Origin of the sequence: Kitasatospora sp. NPDC048715 (assembly GCF_043198905.1) — a bacterium.
Lineage (GTDB): Bacteria > Actinomycetota > Actinomycetes > Streptomycetales > Streptomycetaceae > Kitasatospora > Kitasatospora lactacystinica.
Map to the genome: position 1 here is coordinate 17,955 of NZ_JBICVH010000027.1, position 15,951 is coordinate 33,905.

Consider the following 15,951-nt stretch of genomic DNA (forward strand, 5'->3'; position numbering starts at 1 on the left):
TGGAGCAAAGGCCTTTCAAATCAAGGGAGTTCGGGCACAGATAAGTCAAGTGGGCGGCGCGGCCCGGCTAACCGCGGACTTCGAGCAGCGGCACGAACTGCTCGACCGGGGTCATCGAACCGTGCAGACCGATCATCGCGGACTCGCCGGGCTCGTTGCGGGAGGCGACGATCGCGATGTCGTCGCGCGCCGCGGCCACCACGTCGCCGATCCGGGCGTACACCCGCTCGTCCACCGTCGGACCGAACCAGCCCGCCTCGATCGCCCGGTCCCGGGTGGCCACCCACATCCGGTCGCCCAGCACCTCGCTCCAGACCGCGTGCACATCGGCCGCCGCACCGGGCACCGCGTACACGTGCCGGGCCCGGCCCTCGCCGCCGAGCAGGGCGACGCCGGCGCCCAGCTCCCAGTCCTCGTCGAAGTCGATCCGGTCCTCCGGCGCGATGTCGATCATGCCGTGGTCGGCCGTCACGTACATCGCCGAGCGCGGCGGCAGCTGCGCGGCCAGCCGGCGGGCCAGCCGGTCCACCGCGTCCAGCGTCATCCGCCACTCGTCCGAGTCCACCCCGAAGCGGTGGCCCGCACCGTCCAGCTCGCTGACGTAGGTGTACACCAGCGCCCGGTCGTGCTCGGCCAGCCAGGAGGCCGCCAGGTCCATCCGCTCCTCGCCCGTGGTGCGGCCGAGGAAGGTGCCGCCGGACAGCGCCACCCTGGTCAGCGGGGTCTGGGCGAACAGCGGGGACGAGACCTGCGCGGTCGCCACCCCGGCCTGGTGGGTCCGCTCGAAGACCGTCGGGTACGGCTGCCAGGCGTGCGGGTCGGTCGGCGGCTGCCAGCGCAGCTGGTTCATCAGGTAGCCGGCGCCCGGCACCGCCACCGTGTACCCGGCCAGGCCGTGCAGGCCCGGCGGCGTGCCGGTGCCGACCGAGGCCAGCGAGGTCGCCGTGGTCGACGGGAAGCCCGCGGTCAGCGGACGGCCGCTGCCGCCCAGCGAACTCCCGACGAGCGAGGACAGGAACGGCGCGTACTCGGGGTGGCGCAGCAGCAGCTCCCAGCCCAGGCCGTCCACCAGGAACACCACCACCCGGTCCGCCGGGGCGATCGGGAGCGTCGCGGTGAACCCGGGGACGCCCAGCCCCGCCGCCACCGAGGGCAGCAGGTCGCACAGCGAGCCGCTGCCGTACGGGGGCGCGGGGGCCGTAGCCGGGTCAAGGATCTCGAAGGCGTCGTAGCCGTCGGCAGGAACGAAGGACATGGAACCGGATTCGTAGCGGTGCGGTCGGTCGGATGCGGCGGAGCTCAGACCCGCGGGCTGGTGCTGATCGTCGCGTCGGACAGCGCCCGGGCGAACACCAGCGCCTGGGCCACCGTCTCCGGGCCGTCGCCGGCCTCGCTCACCCGCAGGGAGAGGTCGTCGGCCGTGGCCGAGCCGGTGTAGCCGTGGTCGGCCTCGCAGTTCGGGTCCGAGCAGCCGGCCGGCTCCAGGTCCAGGCGCTGCACCGCGCCCCAGCCGATCGTCAGCACCACCTCGCGCGGCAGGGTGCCCGGGGTGTACGTCTCGGGGTTCGCCACCATCCGGCTCAGCACGACCGAACCGATCCGGTCCAGCCGGACGCTCTCCGTCGACGTCGTCGCGAACGGCACCGCCGGGCTGCCCTCGGCCCCGGACTGCTCGTCGGTGTGACTCACCACGAACCGGGTCGGGGTGAGCACCAGCACCGTCACGTGCCGGCGCACCTCGTTGGCGTCGAACGTCGTCTCCTGGTGCACCAGGTAGGAGCTGATCGGCTCCGGGCCCACCGCGGACTCGACCGCCTCGGACACCAGGGCCGGGTAGTAGCCGCTGCGCTCGATAGCCGAGCGCAGGTCCTGAGTGGTGGTGGTACCGGTCTTCGCCATATCTCCATCCTGGCATGGTCCGCCGACGAAGCGGGCGGCACGGCGCCGAGCTTCGGACAACAGCGCCCGGGCAGGGCGCAACCAAGGAAGGTTACAGCGTGCTCATCGCGCGCGGGCCCAGATCGCTGCGGACCGGCAGGGGTGCGACCCGTACCCGCGCCCCCAGGATCGCCAGTCCGTGCGGGGCCACGACCACCGGTTCGAGATCCACCGAGGCGATCTCCGGAACGTCGTCCACCAGCTGCGAGACCCGCAGCAGCAGTTCCTCCAGCGCGCCGGTGTCCACCGCCTCGGCGCCGCGCCAGCCGAACAGCAGCGGCGCCGCCCGGACCTCCCGGATCAGCCCGGCGACGTCCTGGTCGGTGGCCGGAACCAGCCGGTGCGCCGTGTCGCCCAGCAGTTCGGCCGGCGCACCGGCCAGGCCGAAGGAGAGGATCGCGCCGACCGCCGGGTCCACCGTGGCGGCGATCACGGTGTCCACGCCGCGCGGCGCCATCCGCTGGACCACCAGCTCGGCCTGCGCGGCGCCGCCGAGCAGCGCGTCCAGTTCGCGGTGGGCGCGGCGCAGGACCGCCTCGTCGGTCAGGTCCAGCCGGACGCTGCCCAGGTCGGGGCGGTGGCGCAGGTGCGGGGCGGTCGCCTTGAGGGCCACCGGGTAGCCGAGCGTCCCCGCGGCCCGTACGGCCGTCTCCTCGTCCGGGGCCGGCCGCACCGGGGAGACGTCGATCCCGTAGCGGGCCAGCAGCTCCTGGGCCCCGGCCTCGGGCAGGGTGATCCGGGCGCCGCCGGGCTGGGTGCGCGCGGCCACCGCGGCCCGGGTGCTCAGCGCCGCCTCCACCAGCCGGCGGGCGCCGGGCTCGTCGATCCGGTCCAGCTCGGGGACGCGCGCCGTCTCCTCGGCCTCGGCCGTGCGGCGGCGCCACTGCGCGTAGTGCACGGCGTGGGTGAGGGCGTTCACGGCCCGCTCGGGCGCCGCGTAGGCGGGGATGCCGCCGGGGCGCAGCCGGGTCGGCAGGTCGGTCAGCGCCAGGTGGGTGAGCAGCAGCGGCTTGCCCAGCTCCCGGGCGCGCAGGGCCGCTTCGAGCAGGGCGGCGGCGATCTCCGGGTCGTCCGAGCCCATCGCCGGGTCGTCCTCGCCGGTCAGCCGGCCGCCCATGAAGGCGTGGGCGGAGGTGCCGATCGGCGGGATGGCGACGGCGATCACCGCGTCCACGGCCGGGTCGGCGAGCGCGACGTCCAGCGCGATCCGGAAGTTCTCGCCGGTCGCGGCGGTGGTGAGGTCGACGGGAGTGCACGGGCGCAGGCCGGCGCTCAGCAGGGCGTCGTAGGTGAGCAGGCCGAGCGAGTCGGAGTTGCCGACCACCGCGACCCGGTCCCCCGGTGGCAGCGGCTGCTGGGCCAGCAGCTCGCCGGTGTCGTACAGCTCGGTGATCGTCGCCACCCGGGTGACGCCCGCCTGTTCGAACAGCGCGTCCACGGTGGCGTCGCGCAGGCCGGTGGCGGTGGCGGGGACGGCGTGGCCGGGCGGCAGGCTGCCGGTGTGCCGGGCGCCCTTGACCACCACGACCGGCTTGACGGCGGCCAGCCGGCGGGCGATCCGGGTGAACTTGCGCGGGTTGCCGAAGGACTCCAGGTACAGCAGCACCACCTGGGTGGCGTCGTCCTCGGCCCAGTACTGGAGGAAGTCGTTGCCGGAGACGTCGGAGCGGTTGCCGACCGAGGCGAAGGAGGAGACGCCGAGGCCGCGCTTGTGGGCGGCCTCCAGCAGGGCCACGCCGATCGCGCCGGACTGGCAGAAGATCCCGAAGCCGCCGCTACCGGGCAGGCGCGGGGCGAGCGAGGCGTTCAGCGGGTGCTGCGGGTCGGTGTTGATCAGGCCGAAGGCGTTCGGGCCGATCACCCGCATGCCGGCCGCGCGGGCCTGGCGGACCAGCGCGCGCTGGCGGTCCCGGCCCTCCGGGCCGGTCTCCGCGTAGCCGGCGGTGACCACCACCAGGCCCTGCACCCCGTGGGCGCCGCACTCGGCGACGGCGGCCGGGACGGCGCCCTCGGGGACGGCGATCACGGCGAGGTCCACCGGTCCGGGAATGTCCAGAATCGAACGGTGGACCGGGACGCCGTCCAGCTCGGTGCCGGGCGCGGCGTTGCGGTTCACCGCGTACACCGCGCGGTCGGCCGGGGCGTCGTCCCCCAGCAGGTCGCGCAGGATGGCCCGGCCGACGGTCTGCGGGGTGCGGGAGACCCCGATCACCGCCACCGAGCGCGGGGTGAGCAGCCGCTGCACCGAGCGCGCCTCGGCGCGGTGCTCGCGGGCGCGCATCACGGCGAGCGAGCGGTCGGTCTGTTCGAGGTCGAACTCCAGGTGCACCACGCCGTCGGCGAAGCTGCGGTGCTGGGTGTACCCGGCGTCGGTGAAGACCTTCACCATTTTCCGGTTCTCCGGCAGCACTTCGGCCTGGAAGCGGCGGATGCCGCGCTCCTGCGCGACCGCCGCGATGTGCTCCAGCAGGGCGGAGGCCACGCCGCGGCCCTGGTGGGCGTCCTGCACCAGGAAGGCCACCTCGGCGTCGGTGCCGGTGTCGCAGGGGCGGCCCTCGGCGTCGATCCGGTCGTACCGGACGGTGGCGATGAAGCGGTCCCGGACCACCACCGCGAGGCCCACCCGGTTCACGAAGTCGTGGTGGGTGAAGCGGCGGACGTCCTTGTCGGAGAGCCGCGGATAGGGGGCGAAGAAGCGGAAGTACTTGGACTGGTCCGACACCTGCTCGTAGAACTCCACGAGCCGGCCGGCGTCGGCGGGGGTGATCGGCCGGATCCGGGCCGTGCCGCCGTCACGCAGCAGGATGTCCGCTTCCCAGTGCTGCGGATAGTCGGGTTGCTCGGGGTTCGCCACCGCGGGGTCTTCCACATTCGTCAGGTTATCCGGCGGCGGGCCGAATGGCGCCGGGCGCGTGCTCACGGCAGGGTGGACAGCGCCATCGACCGGGTTTTATGCCCCGAAAAGAAACAATCACAACTCCTGAACGCGGCGGTTTCCAGGGGCCGCCTGCGTGCAACACTGGTCTAGACAACATGGCCGCTTCCCCCGCTCCCCCTGAGCACGGCCGTGACCAGCTTCACCGGAAAGGCACGTCTCATGGCTGAGCGCCGCGTCACCATCGGTTGGGCCGAGGGCCTGCACGCCCGTCCCGCCTCCGTCTTCGTCCGGGCCGTCACGGCCACCGGCGTGCCGATCACCATCGCCAAGCCCGGCGGCAACCCGGTCAACGCCGCCTCCATGCTCGGCCTCCTCGGCCTGGGCGCCCAGGGCGGCGACGAGGTCATCCTCGCCTCCGACGCCGAGAACGCCGACGACGCCCTCGACCGCCTCGCCAAGCTCGTCTCCGAAGGCCTCGACGAGCTCCCGGCCGCGGCCTGAGCCTCGCAGCACACACCGTGGCGGCACCCCGATCGGCTTTCGGTCAGCCCTTGACGCAGACGACCTGCTTGAGGTGCGCGACCACCTCGACGAGGTCCTTCTGCTGCTCGATGACCTTCTCGATGTTCTTGTAGGCGCCCGGGATCTCGTCCACCACGCCGCCGTCCTTGCGGCACTCCACGCCCTTGGTCTGCTCGACCAGGTCCCGGGCGGTGAACCGCTTCTTCGCCGCGGTGCGGCTCATCTTGCGGCCGGCGCCGTGCGAGGCGGAGTTGAACGACGACGCGTTGCCCAGACCGCGGACGATGTAGGAACCCGTCCCCATCGAGCCGGGGATGATCCCGAGGTCGCCGGAGCCGGCCCGGATCGCGCCCTTGCGGGTCACCAGCACGTCGACGCCGTCGTACCGCTCCTCCGCCACGTAGTTGTGGTGGCAGCTGATGACCTCGTCGAAGGTGACCTCCGCCTTGGTGAACTCGCGCCGGACGACGCCCTGGAAGAGCGCCATCATCAGCGCGCGGTTGTTCTTGGCGTACTCCTGCGCCCAGAACAGGTCCTGGCGGTAGGCGGCCATCTCCGGGGTCTTCGCCAGGAAGACGGCCAGGTCCCGGTCGATCAGGCCCTGGTTGTGCGGCAGCGCGCGGGCGACGCCCATGTGGTGCTCGGCCAGTTCCTTGCCGACGTTGCGCGATCCGGAGTGCAGCATCAGCCAGACCGCACCGGTCGTATCAACGCACAGTTCTATGAAGTGATTTCCTCCGCCGAGCGTCGCCATCTGCTGCATCGCCCGCTCGCGGCGCCACTTGACGTCCTCCGCGATGCCGTCGAAGCGCTGCCAGAAGTCGTCCCAGCCCGCCGCGCGGAAGTCGTTCAGCTTGGTCGGGTCGACCGGGTCGGTGTGCAGGCCTCGGCCGACCGGGATGGCCCGCTCGATCTCGCGGCGCAGGACGGAGAGGTCGTCCGGGAGGTCCTCGGCGGTGAGCGAGGTCTTCACCGCGCTCATCCCGCAGCCGATGTCGACGCCGACCGCCGCCGGGCAGACCGCGTCCTTCATGGCGATGACGGAGCCGACCGTCGCGCCCTTGCCCAGGTGGACGTCGGGCATCACGGCGAGGCCGTGCAGCCACGGCAGGGAGCTGATGTTGCGCAGCTGCTGGAGGGCCTGGCCCTCGACCGTCGCCGGGTCGGTCCACATCCGGATCGGGACCCGGACGCCGGGCACCTCGGTGTACGTCATGGTTGAACGACCTCCAGAGGTCGGGTGGTTCGCAGAAGGGTGGGGTGCCGCGCGAAAGGATCCCGGCGCGGCTCGGGGAAGTTCAGGGCTGGGCTCAGACGCCCAGGGTCGCGGTACGGGGGGAGTACGGCCTTGGGGAGCGTCGTCGTATGGCTTGCTCGACCCGCATGGTGACCGCCTCCCTTCCCTCGTCGCAGTGCGCACGTGCTGTGCGCCGGGGAACATCTATCCACGGAACGGGTGCGGCCCGCAATGGATTTAAAAACGCGTCCGGCCCGGCGGAGCGGGTGCTCCACCGGGCCGGACGGAACGGCGAGAGGCGTCAGCTGACGACGGTGACCTCGCCGATGCCGAGCGCCCGCACGTCGTCGGCGATCACGGCGGCGTCGCCGACCAGGACGGTGACCAGCCGGTCCGGCGGGAAGGCCGCGACGACCGCCTCGGTGGCGGCGGCGGTGCGCAGCTCGGCGAGCTGCCGGTACACCTCGGCCTGGTAGTCGTCCGGCAGGTACTGCTCGACCTGGTCGGCCAGCGTGCCGGCGACCGAGCCCGCGGTCTCGTACTTCAGCGGGGCGACGCCGACCAGGAACTGCACGGCCTCGTCGCGCTCGGCGTCGGTGAGGCCCTCGGCGGCGAGGGTGCGCAGGATGGTCCAGGTGTCGGCCAGCGCGGGGGCGGTGGAGGCGGTGTCCACCGAGCCGCTGATGGCGAGCATCGCGCGCCCGCTGCCGTCGGCGGCCGAGCGCAGCGGCTGGGCGAAGGCGCGCACGCCGTAGGTGTAGCCCTTCTCCTCGCGCAGGACGCGGTCGAGGCGGGAGGTGAGGGTGCCGCCGAGGCAGTAGGTGCCGAGGGTCTGGGCGGCCCAGACCGGGTCGTGGCGGTCGGGCCCGATCCGGCCGATGAGCAGCTGGGTCTGGACGGAGCCGGGGCGGTCCACGATGACGACGCGGCCGCGGTCGTCGCCGGTGACCGGGGCGTGGACGGACGGCTCGGCGGCCGTCCCGGTCCAGGTGCCGAGGGTGCTCTCCAGCAGCGCCGGCAGGTCCACCCCGGTGAGGTCGCCGACCACCACGACGGTGCCGGTCGCGGGGCGCACGTGGGCGTCGTAGAAGGCCTTGACGGCGGCGCGGTCGATCGACTTGACGGTGTCGGCGGTGCCGGCGCGGGGCCGGGAGAGCCGGTCGGCGGCGTCGAAGAGCTCGGCGTACAGGGCCTTGGCGGCACGCCGGGCGGGGTTGGCCTGCTCGTGGACGATCTCGTCCAGGCGGTTGGCGACCAGCCGCTCGATCTCCGCCTCGGGCAGCGCGGGGGCGCGCAGGGCGTCGGCCAGCAGGGACAGGCCGCGCTGGAGCCGGGAGGCGGGGACCTCCAGCGAGATCCGGATGCACGGGTGGTCGGCGTGCGCGTCCAGGGTGGCGCCGGCGCGCTCCAGCTCGGCGGCGAACTCCTCGGCGCTGAGGCTGTCGGTGCCCTCGCTGAAGGCGCGGGCGAGGATCCCGGCGATGCCGTCGAGGCCCTCGGGCTCGGCCGCGAGCGGGACGTCGAGCAGGACCTCGACGGCGACCAGCTGCTGGCCGGGCCGGTGGCAGTGCAGGACGGTGATGCCGTTGCCGAGGGCGGCCCGCTCGGGGGCGGGGAAGTCCCAGGGGCTGGGCGTGCCCGGCCGGGGCTGCGGGTGGAAGGTCATGGCGGGAACGAAGTCGGTGCTCATACGGCGGCACCCTCCTCTTCGGAAGCGGCGTCGGAGTCGGCGTCGGTCTCGGCGGCGGCGGTCGGCTCGTAAGCGAGGACGGCCCGGTTGTCGGGGTGGAGCCGGGCCTTGGCGACGGCCTGGACCTCTTCGGCGGTGACGTCGAGGACCTTGGGGAGGGCGTCGTTGAGCAGCTTGGGGTCGCCGAACAGGACGGCGTAGCGGCACAGTTCGTCGGCCCGGCCGGCGACGGTGGTGAGCCGGTCGAGCCACTCGCGCTCGATCTGGGCCTGGGCGCGTTCGAGTTCCTCGGCGGTGGGGCCCTCGGCGGCGAAGCGGGCGAGCTCCTCGTCGACGGCGGTGCCGATCCGCTCGACGGTGGCGTCGCCGGAGGTCTTGACGTCGAGCCAGCCGAGGCTGGGGGCGCCGGCCAGCCGCAGCAGGCCGAAGCCGGCGGCGACGGCGGTGCGGTCGCGGCGGACCAGCCGGTTGTAGAGGCGGCTGGACTCGCCGCTGCCGAGGATGGTGAGGGCGAGGTCGGCGGCGTCGGCCTCGCGGGTGCCGTCGTGCGGGAGGCGGTAGGCGGCCATCAGGGCGCGCGAGGGGACGTCCTCGTGGATCTCCTCGCGGATCTCCCGCCCGATGGTCTCGGGGAGTTCGCCCGAACGCGGGGGCTGCTTGCCGTCGTGCGCGGGGATGGAGCCGAAGTACTTCTCGACCCAGGCGACGGTCTGCTCGGGGTCGATGTCGCCGACGATGGACAGGACGGCGTTGTTGGGCGCGTAGTACGTCCGGAAGAACGTGCGGGCGTCCTCCAGGGTGGCCGCGTCGAGGTCGGCCATGGAGCCGATCGGCGTGTGGTGGTACGGGTGGCCGTCCGGGAACGAGAGCGCGGTGAGCTTCTCGAAGGCGGTGCCGTACGGGACGTTGTCGTAGCGCTGGCGGCGCTCGTTCTTGACGACGTCGCGCTGGTTCTCCATGGACGTCTCGTCGAGCGCGGCGAGCAGCGAGCCCATCCGGTCGGCCTCCAGCCAGAGGGCGAGCTCCAGCTGGTGGGCGGGCATGGTCTCGAAGTAGTTGGTGCGCTCGAAGCTGGTGGTGCCGTTGAGCGAGCCGCCGGCGCCCTGGACGAGCTCGAAGTGCCCGTTGTTGGAGACGTTGGCCGAGCCCTGGAACATCAGGTGCTCGAAGAGATGGGCGAGGCCGGTGCGGCCCTTGACCTCGTGGCGGGAGCCCACGTCGTACCAGAGGCAGACGGCGGCGACCGGGGTCAGGTGGTCCTCGGAGAGGACGACGCGCAGGCCGTTGGCCAGGCGGTGCTCGGTGATGGCGATGCCTCGGCTGGAGGCGGGGGCCGGGTTGGCCATGCGCTCGGGTCCTTCCCGTCGTCGATGTCGGGGTTCGTGTGGCGTCCCCCATTGTGGTGCAACGTGCGGGAGCCGTGTTCGTGTCCGCGCGGACGGGGCCGTTCGCCAGGGGCGGAAGAGGGCCGCTGACCGGGAGTGTCGGCGAGAGGGTCCACAATGGGGGCGCCGCGCCCTGTCGGCGGCACCCGGTTGACGGGTCCGGCGGCGGGACGGTGCGGAGACGGCCGACGACCGCCCCCGGGCGTTCGGCGACCGACCGACGACCTACCGAGACACAGCCAGCGACACGTAAGGGAGCCCCGCCGCGATGGCCCGCCGCAGTTCGCAGACCCCGCCGCCCGGAGACTTCGAGGAGCGGATCCTCGACGTCGACGTCGTGGACGAGATGCAGGGCTCCTTCCTGGAGTACGCCTACTCGGTGATCTACTCGCGTGCGCTGCCCGACGCACGGGACGGCCTGAAGCCGGTGCACCGCCGGATCCTGTACCAGGCCAACGAGATGGGCCTGCGCCCCGAGCGCGCGCACGTGAAGTGCGCGCGCGTGGTGGGCGAGGTGATGGGCCGGCTGCACCCGCACGGTGACGCGTCCATCTACGACTCCGTGGTGCGCATGGCGCAGCCGTTCTCGATGCGGCTGCCGCTGATCGACGGCCACGGCAACTTCGGTTCGCTGGGCAACGACGACCCGCCGGCCGCGATGCGCTACACCGAGTCGCGGCTGACGGCCGCCTCGATGGCGATGGTGGAGTCGATCCACGAGGACACCGTCGACTTCGGCCCGAACTACGACGGCAGCGAGCAGGAGCCGCTGGCGCTGCCGGCCGCGTTCCCGAACCTGCTGGTGAACGGCGCGACGGGCATCGCGGTCGGCATGGCGACGAACATGCCGCCGCACAACCTCTCCGAGGTGGTGGCCGCGGCCCGGCACCTGATCAAGCACCCGAACGCCGACCTGGACACGCTGATGCGGTTCGTGCCCGGTCCGGACCTGCCGACGGGCGGGCGGATCGTGGGCCTGTCGGGCATCCGGGACGCGTACGAGTCGGGCCGCGGCACGTTCAAGATCCGGGCGACGACGACGGTGGAGGCGGTGACGGCCCGCCGCAAGGGCATCGTGGTCACCGAGCTGCCGTACAACGTCGGCCCGGAGAAGGTCATCTCGAAGATCAAGGACCTGGTCAACGCGAAGAAGCTCCAGGGCATCGCGGACGTCAAGGACCTGACCGACCGCGAGCACGGGCTGCGGCTGGTCATCGAGGTGAAGAACGGCTTCGTGCCGGAGGCGCTGCTGGAGCAGCTGTACAAGCTGACGCCGATGGAGGAGACCTTCGGCATCAACAACGTGGCGCTGGTCGACGGCCAGCCGCTGACGCTGGGGCTGAAGGAGCTGCTGGAGGTCTACGTCGACCACCGCTTCACCGTGGTGCGCCGGCGCAGCGACTTCCGCCGCCGCAAGCGCGAGGAGCGGCTGCACCTGGTCGAGGGCCTGCTGGTGGCCCTGGTCGACATCGACGAGGTCATCGCGATCATCCGGTCGAGTGACAACGCCCAGCAGGCGAAGGAGCGCCTGATGGAGCGCTTCTCGCTGTCGGAGACGCAGACCGCGTACATCCTGGACACCCCGCTGCGCCGGCTGACCCGCTTCGACCGGGTCGAGCTGGAGCAGGAGAAGGCGAAGCTGACCTCCGAGATCGCGGACCTGACCGAGATCCTGGAGTCGGACACCAAGCTGCGCAGCGTGGTGTCGTCCGAACTGGGCGCGGTGTCGAAGCAGTTCGGCACCGAGCGGCGCACGGTGCTGCTGGAGGCGGGGGCGGTGCCCTCGGCGGCGCTGGCGGTGCCGCTGGAGGTCGCGGACGACCCGTGCCGGGTGCTGCTGTCGTCGACGGGCCTGCTGGCGCGGACGGCGGACGGCGAGCCGTTCGAGGTGTCGGAGAAGCGGGCGAAGCACGATGTGATCGTGTCGGCGGTGCACGCGACGGCACGGGCGGACGTGGGCGTGGTGACGTCCGCGGGCCGGGTGCTGCGGCTGCCGGTGATCGACCTTCCGGCACTGCCGCCGACACCGTCGCCGACGCTGGCGGGCGGGGCCGCGGTGGGCGAGTTCCTGCGGCTGGAGGACGGGGAGCGGGCGCTGGCGCTGACCACCCTCGACGAGTCCTCGCCGGGGCTGGCGCTGGGCACGCTGCAGGGCGTGGTGAAGCGGGTGGTGCCGGAGTGGCCGGCGAACAAGGACGAGTTCGAGGTGATCGCCCTCAAGGAGGGTGACGAGCTGGTGGGCGCGGTCGAACTGCGCACCGGCGAGGAGGACCTGGTCTTCATCGCCTCGGACGCCCAGCTGCTGCGCTACCCGGCGGGCCAGGTGCGTCCGCAGGGCCGCCCGGCGGGCGGCATGGCGGGCATCAAGCTGTCGGACGGCGCGCGGGTGCTGTCCTTCACGGCGGTGGACCCGGCGGCGGACGCGGTGGTGGTCTCGGTGGCCACGGCCACGGGCACGCTCTCCGACGGCGAGCAGACGAGCTGGAAGGTCACCCCGTTCGAGCAGTACCCGCGCAAGGGCCGTGCCACCGGCGGCGTGCGCTGCCAGCGATTCCTGCGCGGCGAGGAGGCCCTGACCTTCGCCTGGGCCGGCGCCGCCCCGGCCCGCGCCGCCACCGCCAAGGGCGCCCCGGTCGACCTGCCCGAGCGCGACCCGCGCCGCGACGGCTCCGGCACCCCGGTCACCACCCCGATCGCGGTGGTCGCCGGCCCGGCGTAAAGACACCCGTACGAGCGGAGGGGCACCGGAGATCATCCGGTGCCCCTCCGCTTTTTCGTGCCCGTCCGACCGGGAATGCGGAAGGGCGATCTCCAATTCCCGGGCATGGCCCGAACTTTGCCCACCCATGGGTTAGGTTCACCGAACAGGTGCTCCATATCGCGCCACATGCATTGGGGGGACGGGGAGTTGGCCGAAGAATTCAAGATCGACATGGGCCGGATGAGAACCGTGTCCAAGCAGCTCGACGAGTGCGGCAACCGCATGGGGGCGGTCGCCAAGAGCCTCGAAAACCTCGGAAAGGGCAAGCAGTTGGGCACCGAGCGGCTCGACTCGGCCTGCAAGGGCTTCGAGGACCACTGGCACGGCGGCATCGGCCGGATGGCCAAGCTCGCCCACGGCCTGCGCGAAGGCCTCGACGCCTCGCTCAAGAACTACGGGGACAACGAGCAGGGCACCGCCAAGGGCCTCGGCGCGACCTGAGCCAACACCCAGGGGACTGACTTCCACCATGAGTGACAAGAACTGGCCGGGCCTCGGCTTCTGCCCGGCCCCGGGGGACCTCCCGGCCATCGCCAAGATGTACGCGGACGTCGACGCCGTCGCCCGCGAACTGGAGGAACTGCGCCACGCGCTCGCCGACCTCGGCTCCGAGGGCAGCGCCTGGCAGGGCGAGGCGGCCCGCAACTTCGCCGGCAAACTGGGCGAACTGCCCAAGTACCTCACCCAGGGCCACGAATCGATGGCCACCTGCTCACGGGCCCTCAAGACCTGGCACACCCAGCTCACCGGACTGCTCTCCACCGGCCGGACCATGGAGGCCCAAGCCGTCGAACTGCGCTCCCGACTGGGCGACATGAACGTCCAGTGCGACACCGCGGGAAAGGCCCTCGACGCCTCCGCGCAGTCCACCGACGCGGCCGCCCGGACCAAGGCCAAGGCCGACTTCGAGGCCAAACTCCAGGCCCAGCAGCAGCTCGTGCACCAGCTCGACGAGGTGATCGCCAACGGCCGCAAGCAGCTCGCGGACCACAAGAACAAGGCCGAGGTGGCCGCCAAGGCCATCATGGAGGCGTCCCGGCACCACCCGCCGGACCCGAACTTCCTCAAGAAGATGCTGGACAAGGTGGAGCACGCCTGGCAGAAGTCGCTGGACTTCCTGGCCGAGCACGCGGACCTCCTGTCCCAGATCTCCGCCGGGCTGGCGATCGCGGCGCTGGCGATCCCCGTCGCGGGCCCGGTGCTGGGCGCTGCGGCCATGCTGACCAGCGCGGCCGCGATGGCCGGTCACGGCATCGCCAAGTCCCGTGGACAGGACGTCTCCTGGTTGAAGATCGGGCTGGACGGGCTCGGGGTGATCCCCGGTGTCGGCGCCATCAAGGGCTTCGCCACCGCTGGGAAGGCAGCCAAGGCGGCCAAGGTCCCGGGCGTCGTCAACAAGGTCAAGGCCCACGTCGGCAACCTCAGGGAGTCGATGCAGCTCGCGAAGGGATCCGGTGTCGCCGCGCGGACCCGTGGTGCCGGCACGTCCCTGTACGAGATGACCCGCAACCCCCTGTCGACCAGGGCCATCGTCGGCGGGCTCAAGAAAACCGGCGTCGAGGTGGACCCCGGCATGATCACGATCTCGAACAAGGCGGGCGGGCTCTCCCACAGCCTCTACCGGAACTACGAGAAGGACCAAGAGGAGAAGGAGAGGGAGTCCCACATCGTCGCCCCCGGAGTGCCCAAGCCCGCCTACCGTCTGCCGTCCACACCGTTCCTGAACGCCGTCGGCTGAGAGGAGAGACCCATGGCCAACGATTTCCATGCGACGCTCCCCGTCGAAGGCGGGAGGATCGCCGCGGTGCCCGAGGTGGCCGAGGCCGCGCGGCGGGCCGAAACCCTCTATGGGATCAACCTGTTGCACGACCACGTGGCACGCGAGGTGGTGACCAGACATCTGAGGCTACGGAACCGAGTGGGTTCCTACTCCGAGCTGGCGTGGCTGCTCATCATCATGGCGATCGCGGCCACCTCGATCACTGGCAACTGGGCAGCAGTGATCCTGGGGATTCCGGCCGGCATCGCACTCTGGGCATGGGGTGCGCACCGCGCTTCGGAGAAGGACGCCGCCTCAGTGCACTTCACCACGTACATCGGTCTGCTGAACCACGCCAGGCGCGCGGGACTGACGGTCCGGATTCCCGCCGAGTGGGGAGTCGATGCCGATCGGGCCTCCTGGGAAGAGAGCGCCGCAACCGCTCCACAGCCGCCTGCCGCCCCGGCGCCGTACCCCGCCGCTCCGACCGCGCACCCCTCCGCCGCTCCCCCGTCCTCCGCCCCCGCGCTGCACGGCTCATGGTGGCCGACCGACGCCGTAATCGACCCGAAGTTCCCGGTGCTGCCGGTCGGCGCGCTCACCCTCCATCCGGCGCTGGCCGCCCGGGCCCGTGAGATCGGTGCTCCGCACGGCCTCGACTTCCTGGACGAGCAGGCCGCCAGGGGGCTGCTCACCGCCGTGAAGCGCTCCCGCCAGCAGATCAGCACGTGGGGCAGGATCTTCATCCTCACCGTGGTCGTCGGCATGATCGTCGCCCCCCTGGGCATGGACCCCGCCGGTGCCGAGCACCGTCGGCAGCTCACCTCCCTCGGCATGGGGCTGATCGGCATCGGCGTGCTCGCCGCCTTCCCCGCGCTGAAGGAACTCTGGACCTGGCACCGCTCCGGCCTGCGCGACCGGGCCGCCGCCTACCTCGACCTGCTGATCGAGGCCCGCGCGTACGGCGTCCCGGTCCCCGTCCCGCCGTCCTGGCTGGACGTCCGCAACCGGATCCGCAAGCCCTCATGACCTCCGTGGAAGGCCCGATGTCCGACATTCCGACGGCCACCGAGGACACCCGGCTCCAGATCCGCTTCGTCGTCCCGCCCGCCTTCCACGAGGTCCCGGTGCTGGGCACCGACGACGAGGTGGCCGAGGAGCTCTGGGAGCTGGTCTGCGAGGTGCTGGCCTCCCATCCCGAGGAGATGCGGGTGCGCTGGGCCGTGGCGCTGGCCGAGCTGATCCCGCCGATGGCCGAGGCCGGGGTGGTCCACGCCGGGATGTGCCTGGTGGACGTGGACGGCCGCCCCAGCACGGCGTCGATCGTGGCCTCGGTGTGCCCCCTGGTCGGGACCGACTACCCGGGCGCGGTGGACTTCCTGCTCACCCGTCTGGCCCTGTCCCGTCCGGAGGCGGAGGTGACGGCGGTCGAGCTGCCGGCCGGGCGGGCGGTGGCGGTGATCGACGCCGTGGCGACCCCGGTCGACGACGGGTCGACCCCGCTGGACGGCCTGGCGGTCCCGCTCGTCGACGGGGTGCTGACCACCTCGGTGATCCAGGTGCACCTGCCGCTGCCGAACGAGTCCCAGCTGCTCTCGCTGGAGTTGAGCACCCCGTGCCCCGAGGACTGGGTGCTCTACTCGGAGCTGTTCGCCGATGTCGTCCGCAGCATCCACCTGGAGTTCGCCGACCTCCCGACCGTCTCCGAGCCGATGTACGACGCGGTGGACGAGGAGGTGGCGCAGCGGGTGAGGGCCGCGTTCGGGTGAGCCGGGTGAGGG

At 72.2% G+C, this 15,951-nt stretch carries 12 protein-coding genes; 6 read left to right on the top strand and 6 right to left on the bottom strand.

Features of this window, described 5'->3' with window-relative positions; all coding sequences use genetic code 11:
* Positions 1-67: 67 nt before the first annotated feature.
* From ACGFSC_RS38720 to ACGFSC_RS38730, 3 genes are all read right to left on the bottom strand, one after another.
* Positions 68-1,255: a nucleotide pyrophosphatase/phosphodiesterase family protein gene (locus ACGFSC_RS38720; protein WP_359913253.1), complete on the bottom strand. Its 1,188-nt coding sequence runs from the start codon at positions 1,253-1,255 to the stop codon at positions 68-70.
* 44 nt (positions 1,256-1,299) lie between these two features.
* A complete protein-coding gene (locus ACGFSC_RS38725) occupies positions 1,300-1,899 on the bottom strand; it encodes a DUF5998 family protein (RefSeq protein WP_359913254.1) in 600 nt (199 codons plus the stop codon).
* 91 nt (positions 1,900-1,990) lie between these two features.
* The gene (locus tag ACGFSC_RS38730) at positions 1,991-4,807 is read right to left on the bottom strand and encodes a GNAT family N-acetyltransferase (RefSeq protein WP_359913257.1); all 2,817 of its coding nucleotides are present in this window, start codon (positions 4,805-4,807) and stop codon (positions 1,991-1,993) included.
* A gap of 228 nt (positions 4,808-5,035) precedes the next feature.
* On the opposite strand from ACGFSC_RS38730, the gene ACGFSC_RS38735 reads away from it, so the two are divergent.
* A complete protein-coding gene (locus ACGFSC_RS38735) occupies positions 5,036-5,317 on the top strand; it encodes an HPr family phosphocarrier protein (RefSeq protein WP_049653316.1) in 282 nt (93 codons plus the stop codon).
* A gap of 43 nt (positions 5,318-5,360) precedes the next feature.
* Here the strand turns inward: ACGFSC_RS38735 and ACGFSC_RS38740 are convergent, their stop codons facing one another.
* The 3 genes from ACGFSC_RS38740 to ACGFSC_RS38750 form a co-directional block, all read right to left on the bottom strand.
* A complete protein-coding gene (locus ACGFSC_RS38740) occupies positions 5,361-6,554 on the bottom strand; it encodes an RtcB family protein (protein WP_359912572.1) in 1,194 nt (397 codons plus the stop codon).
* Positions 6,555-6,876: 322 nt separating this feature from the next.
* Complete coding sequence (locus ACGFSC_RS38745; protein WP_359912630.1) at positions 6,877-8,241, bottom strand: pitrilysin family protein; 1,365 nt, start codon at positions 8,239-8,241, stop codon at positions 6,877-6,879.
* A 20-nt stretch (positions 8,242-8,261) separates the two neighbouring features.
* Positions 8,262-9,611: a pitrilysin family protein gene (locus tag ACGFSC_RS38750; protein WP_359912575.1), complete on the bottom strand. Its 1,350-nt coding sequence runs from the start codon at positions 9,609-9,611 to the stop codon at positions 8,262-8,264.
* Between the two features lie 307 nt (positions 9,612-9,918).
* On the opposite strand from ACGFSC_RS38750, the gene ACGFSC_RS38755 reads away from it, so the two are divergent.
* The 5 genes from ACGFSC_RS38755 (at position 9,919) to ACGFSC_RS38775 (ending at position 15,939) form a co-directional block, all read left to right on the top strand.
* Positions 9,919-12,369, top strand: coding sequence for a DNA topoisomerase IV subunit A (locus ACGFSC_RS38755; RefSeq protein ID WP_359912578.1), 2,451 nt, complete (start codon positions 9,919-9,921; stop codon positions 12,367-12,369).
* Between the two features lie 189 nt (positions 12,370-12,558).
* Entirely contained in the window at positions 12,559-12,852 is a 294-nt protein-coding gene (locus ACGFSC_RS38760) for a hypothetical protein (protein ID WP_359912580.1), read from the top strand.
* 28 nt (positions 12,853-12,880) lie between these two features.
* Positions 12,881-14,149 carry a hypothetical protein gene (locus ACGFSC_RS38765; RefSeq protein ID WP_359912583.1) on the top strand — a complete coding sequence of 423 codons (1,269 nt, stop codon included), beginning with the start codon at positions 12,881-12,883 and terminating at the stop codon, positions 14,147-14,149.
* 12 nt (positions 14,150-14,161) lie between these two features.
* The gene (locus ACGFSC_RS38770; protein ID WP_359912586.1) at positions 14,162-15,199 is read left to right on the top strand and encodes a hypothetical protein; all 1,038 of its coding nucleotides are present in this window, start codon (positions 14,162-14,164) and stop codon (positions 15,197-15,199) included.
* Between the two features lie 17 nt (positions 15,200-15,216).
* A complete protein-coding gene (locus ACGFSC_RS38775; protein ID WP_359912589.1) occupies positions 15,217-15,939 on the top strand; it encodes a hypothetical protein in 723 nt (240 codons plus the stop codon).
* The last annotated feature ends 12 nt before the right edge of the window (positions 15,940-15,951 follow it).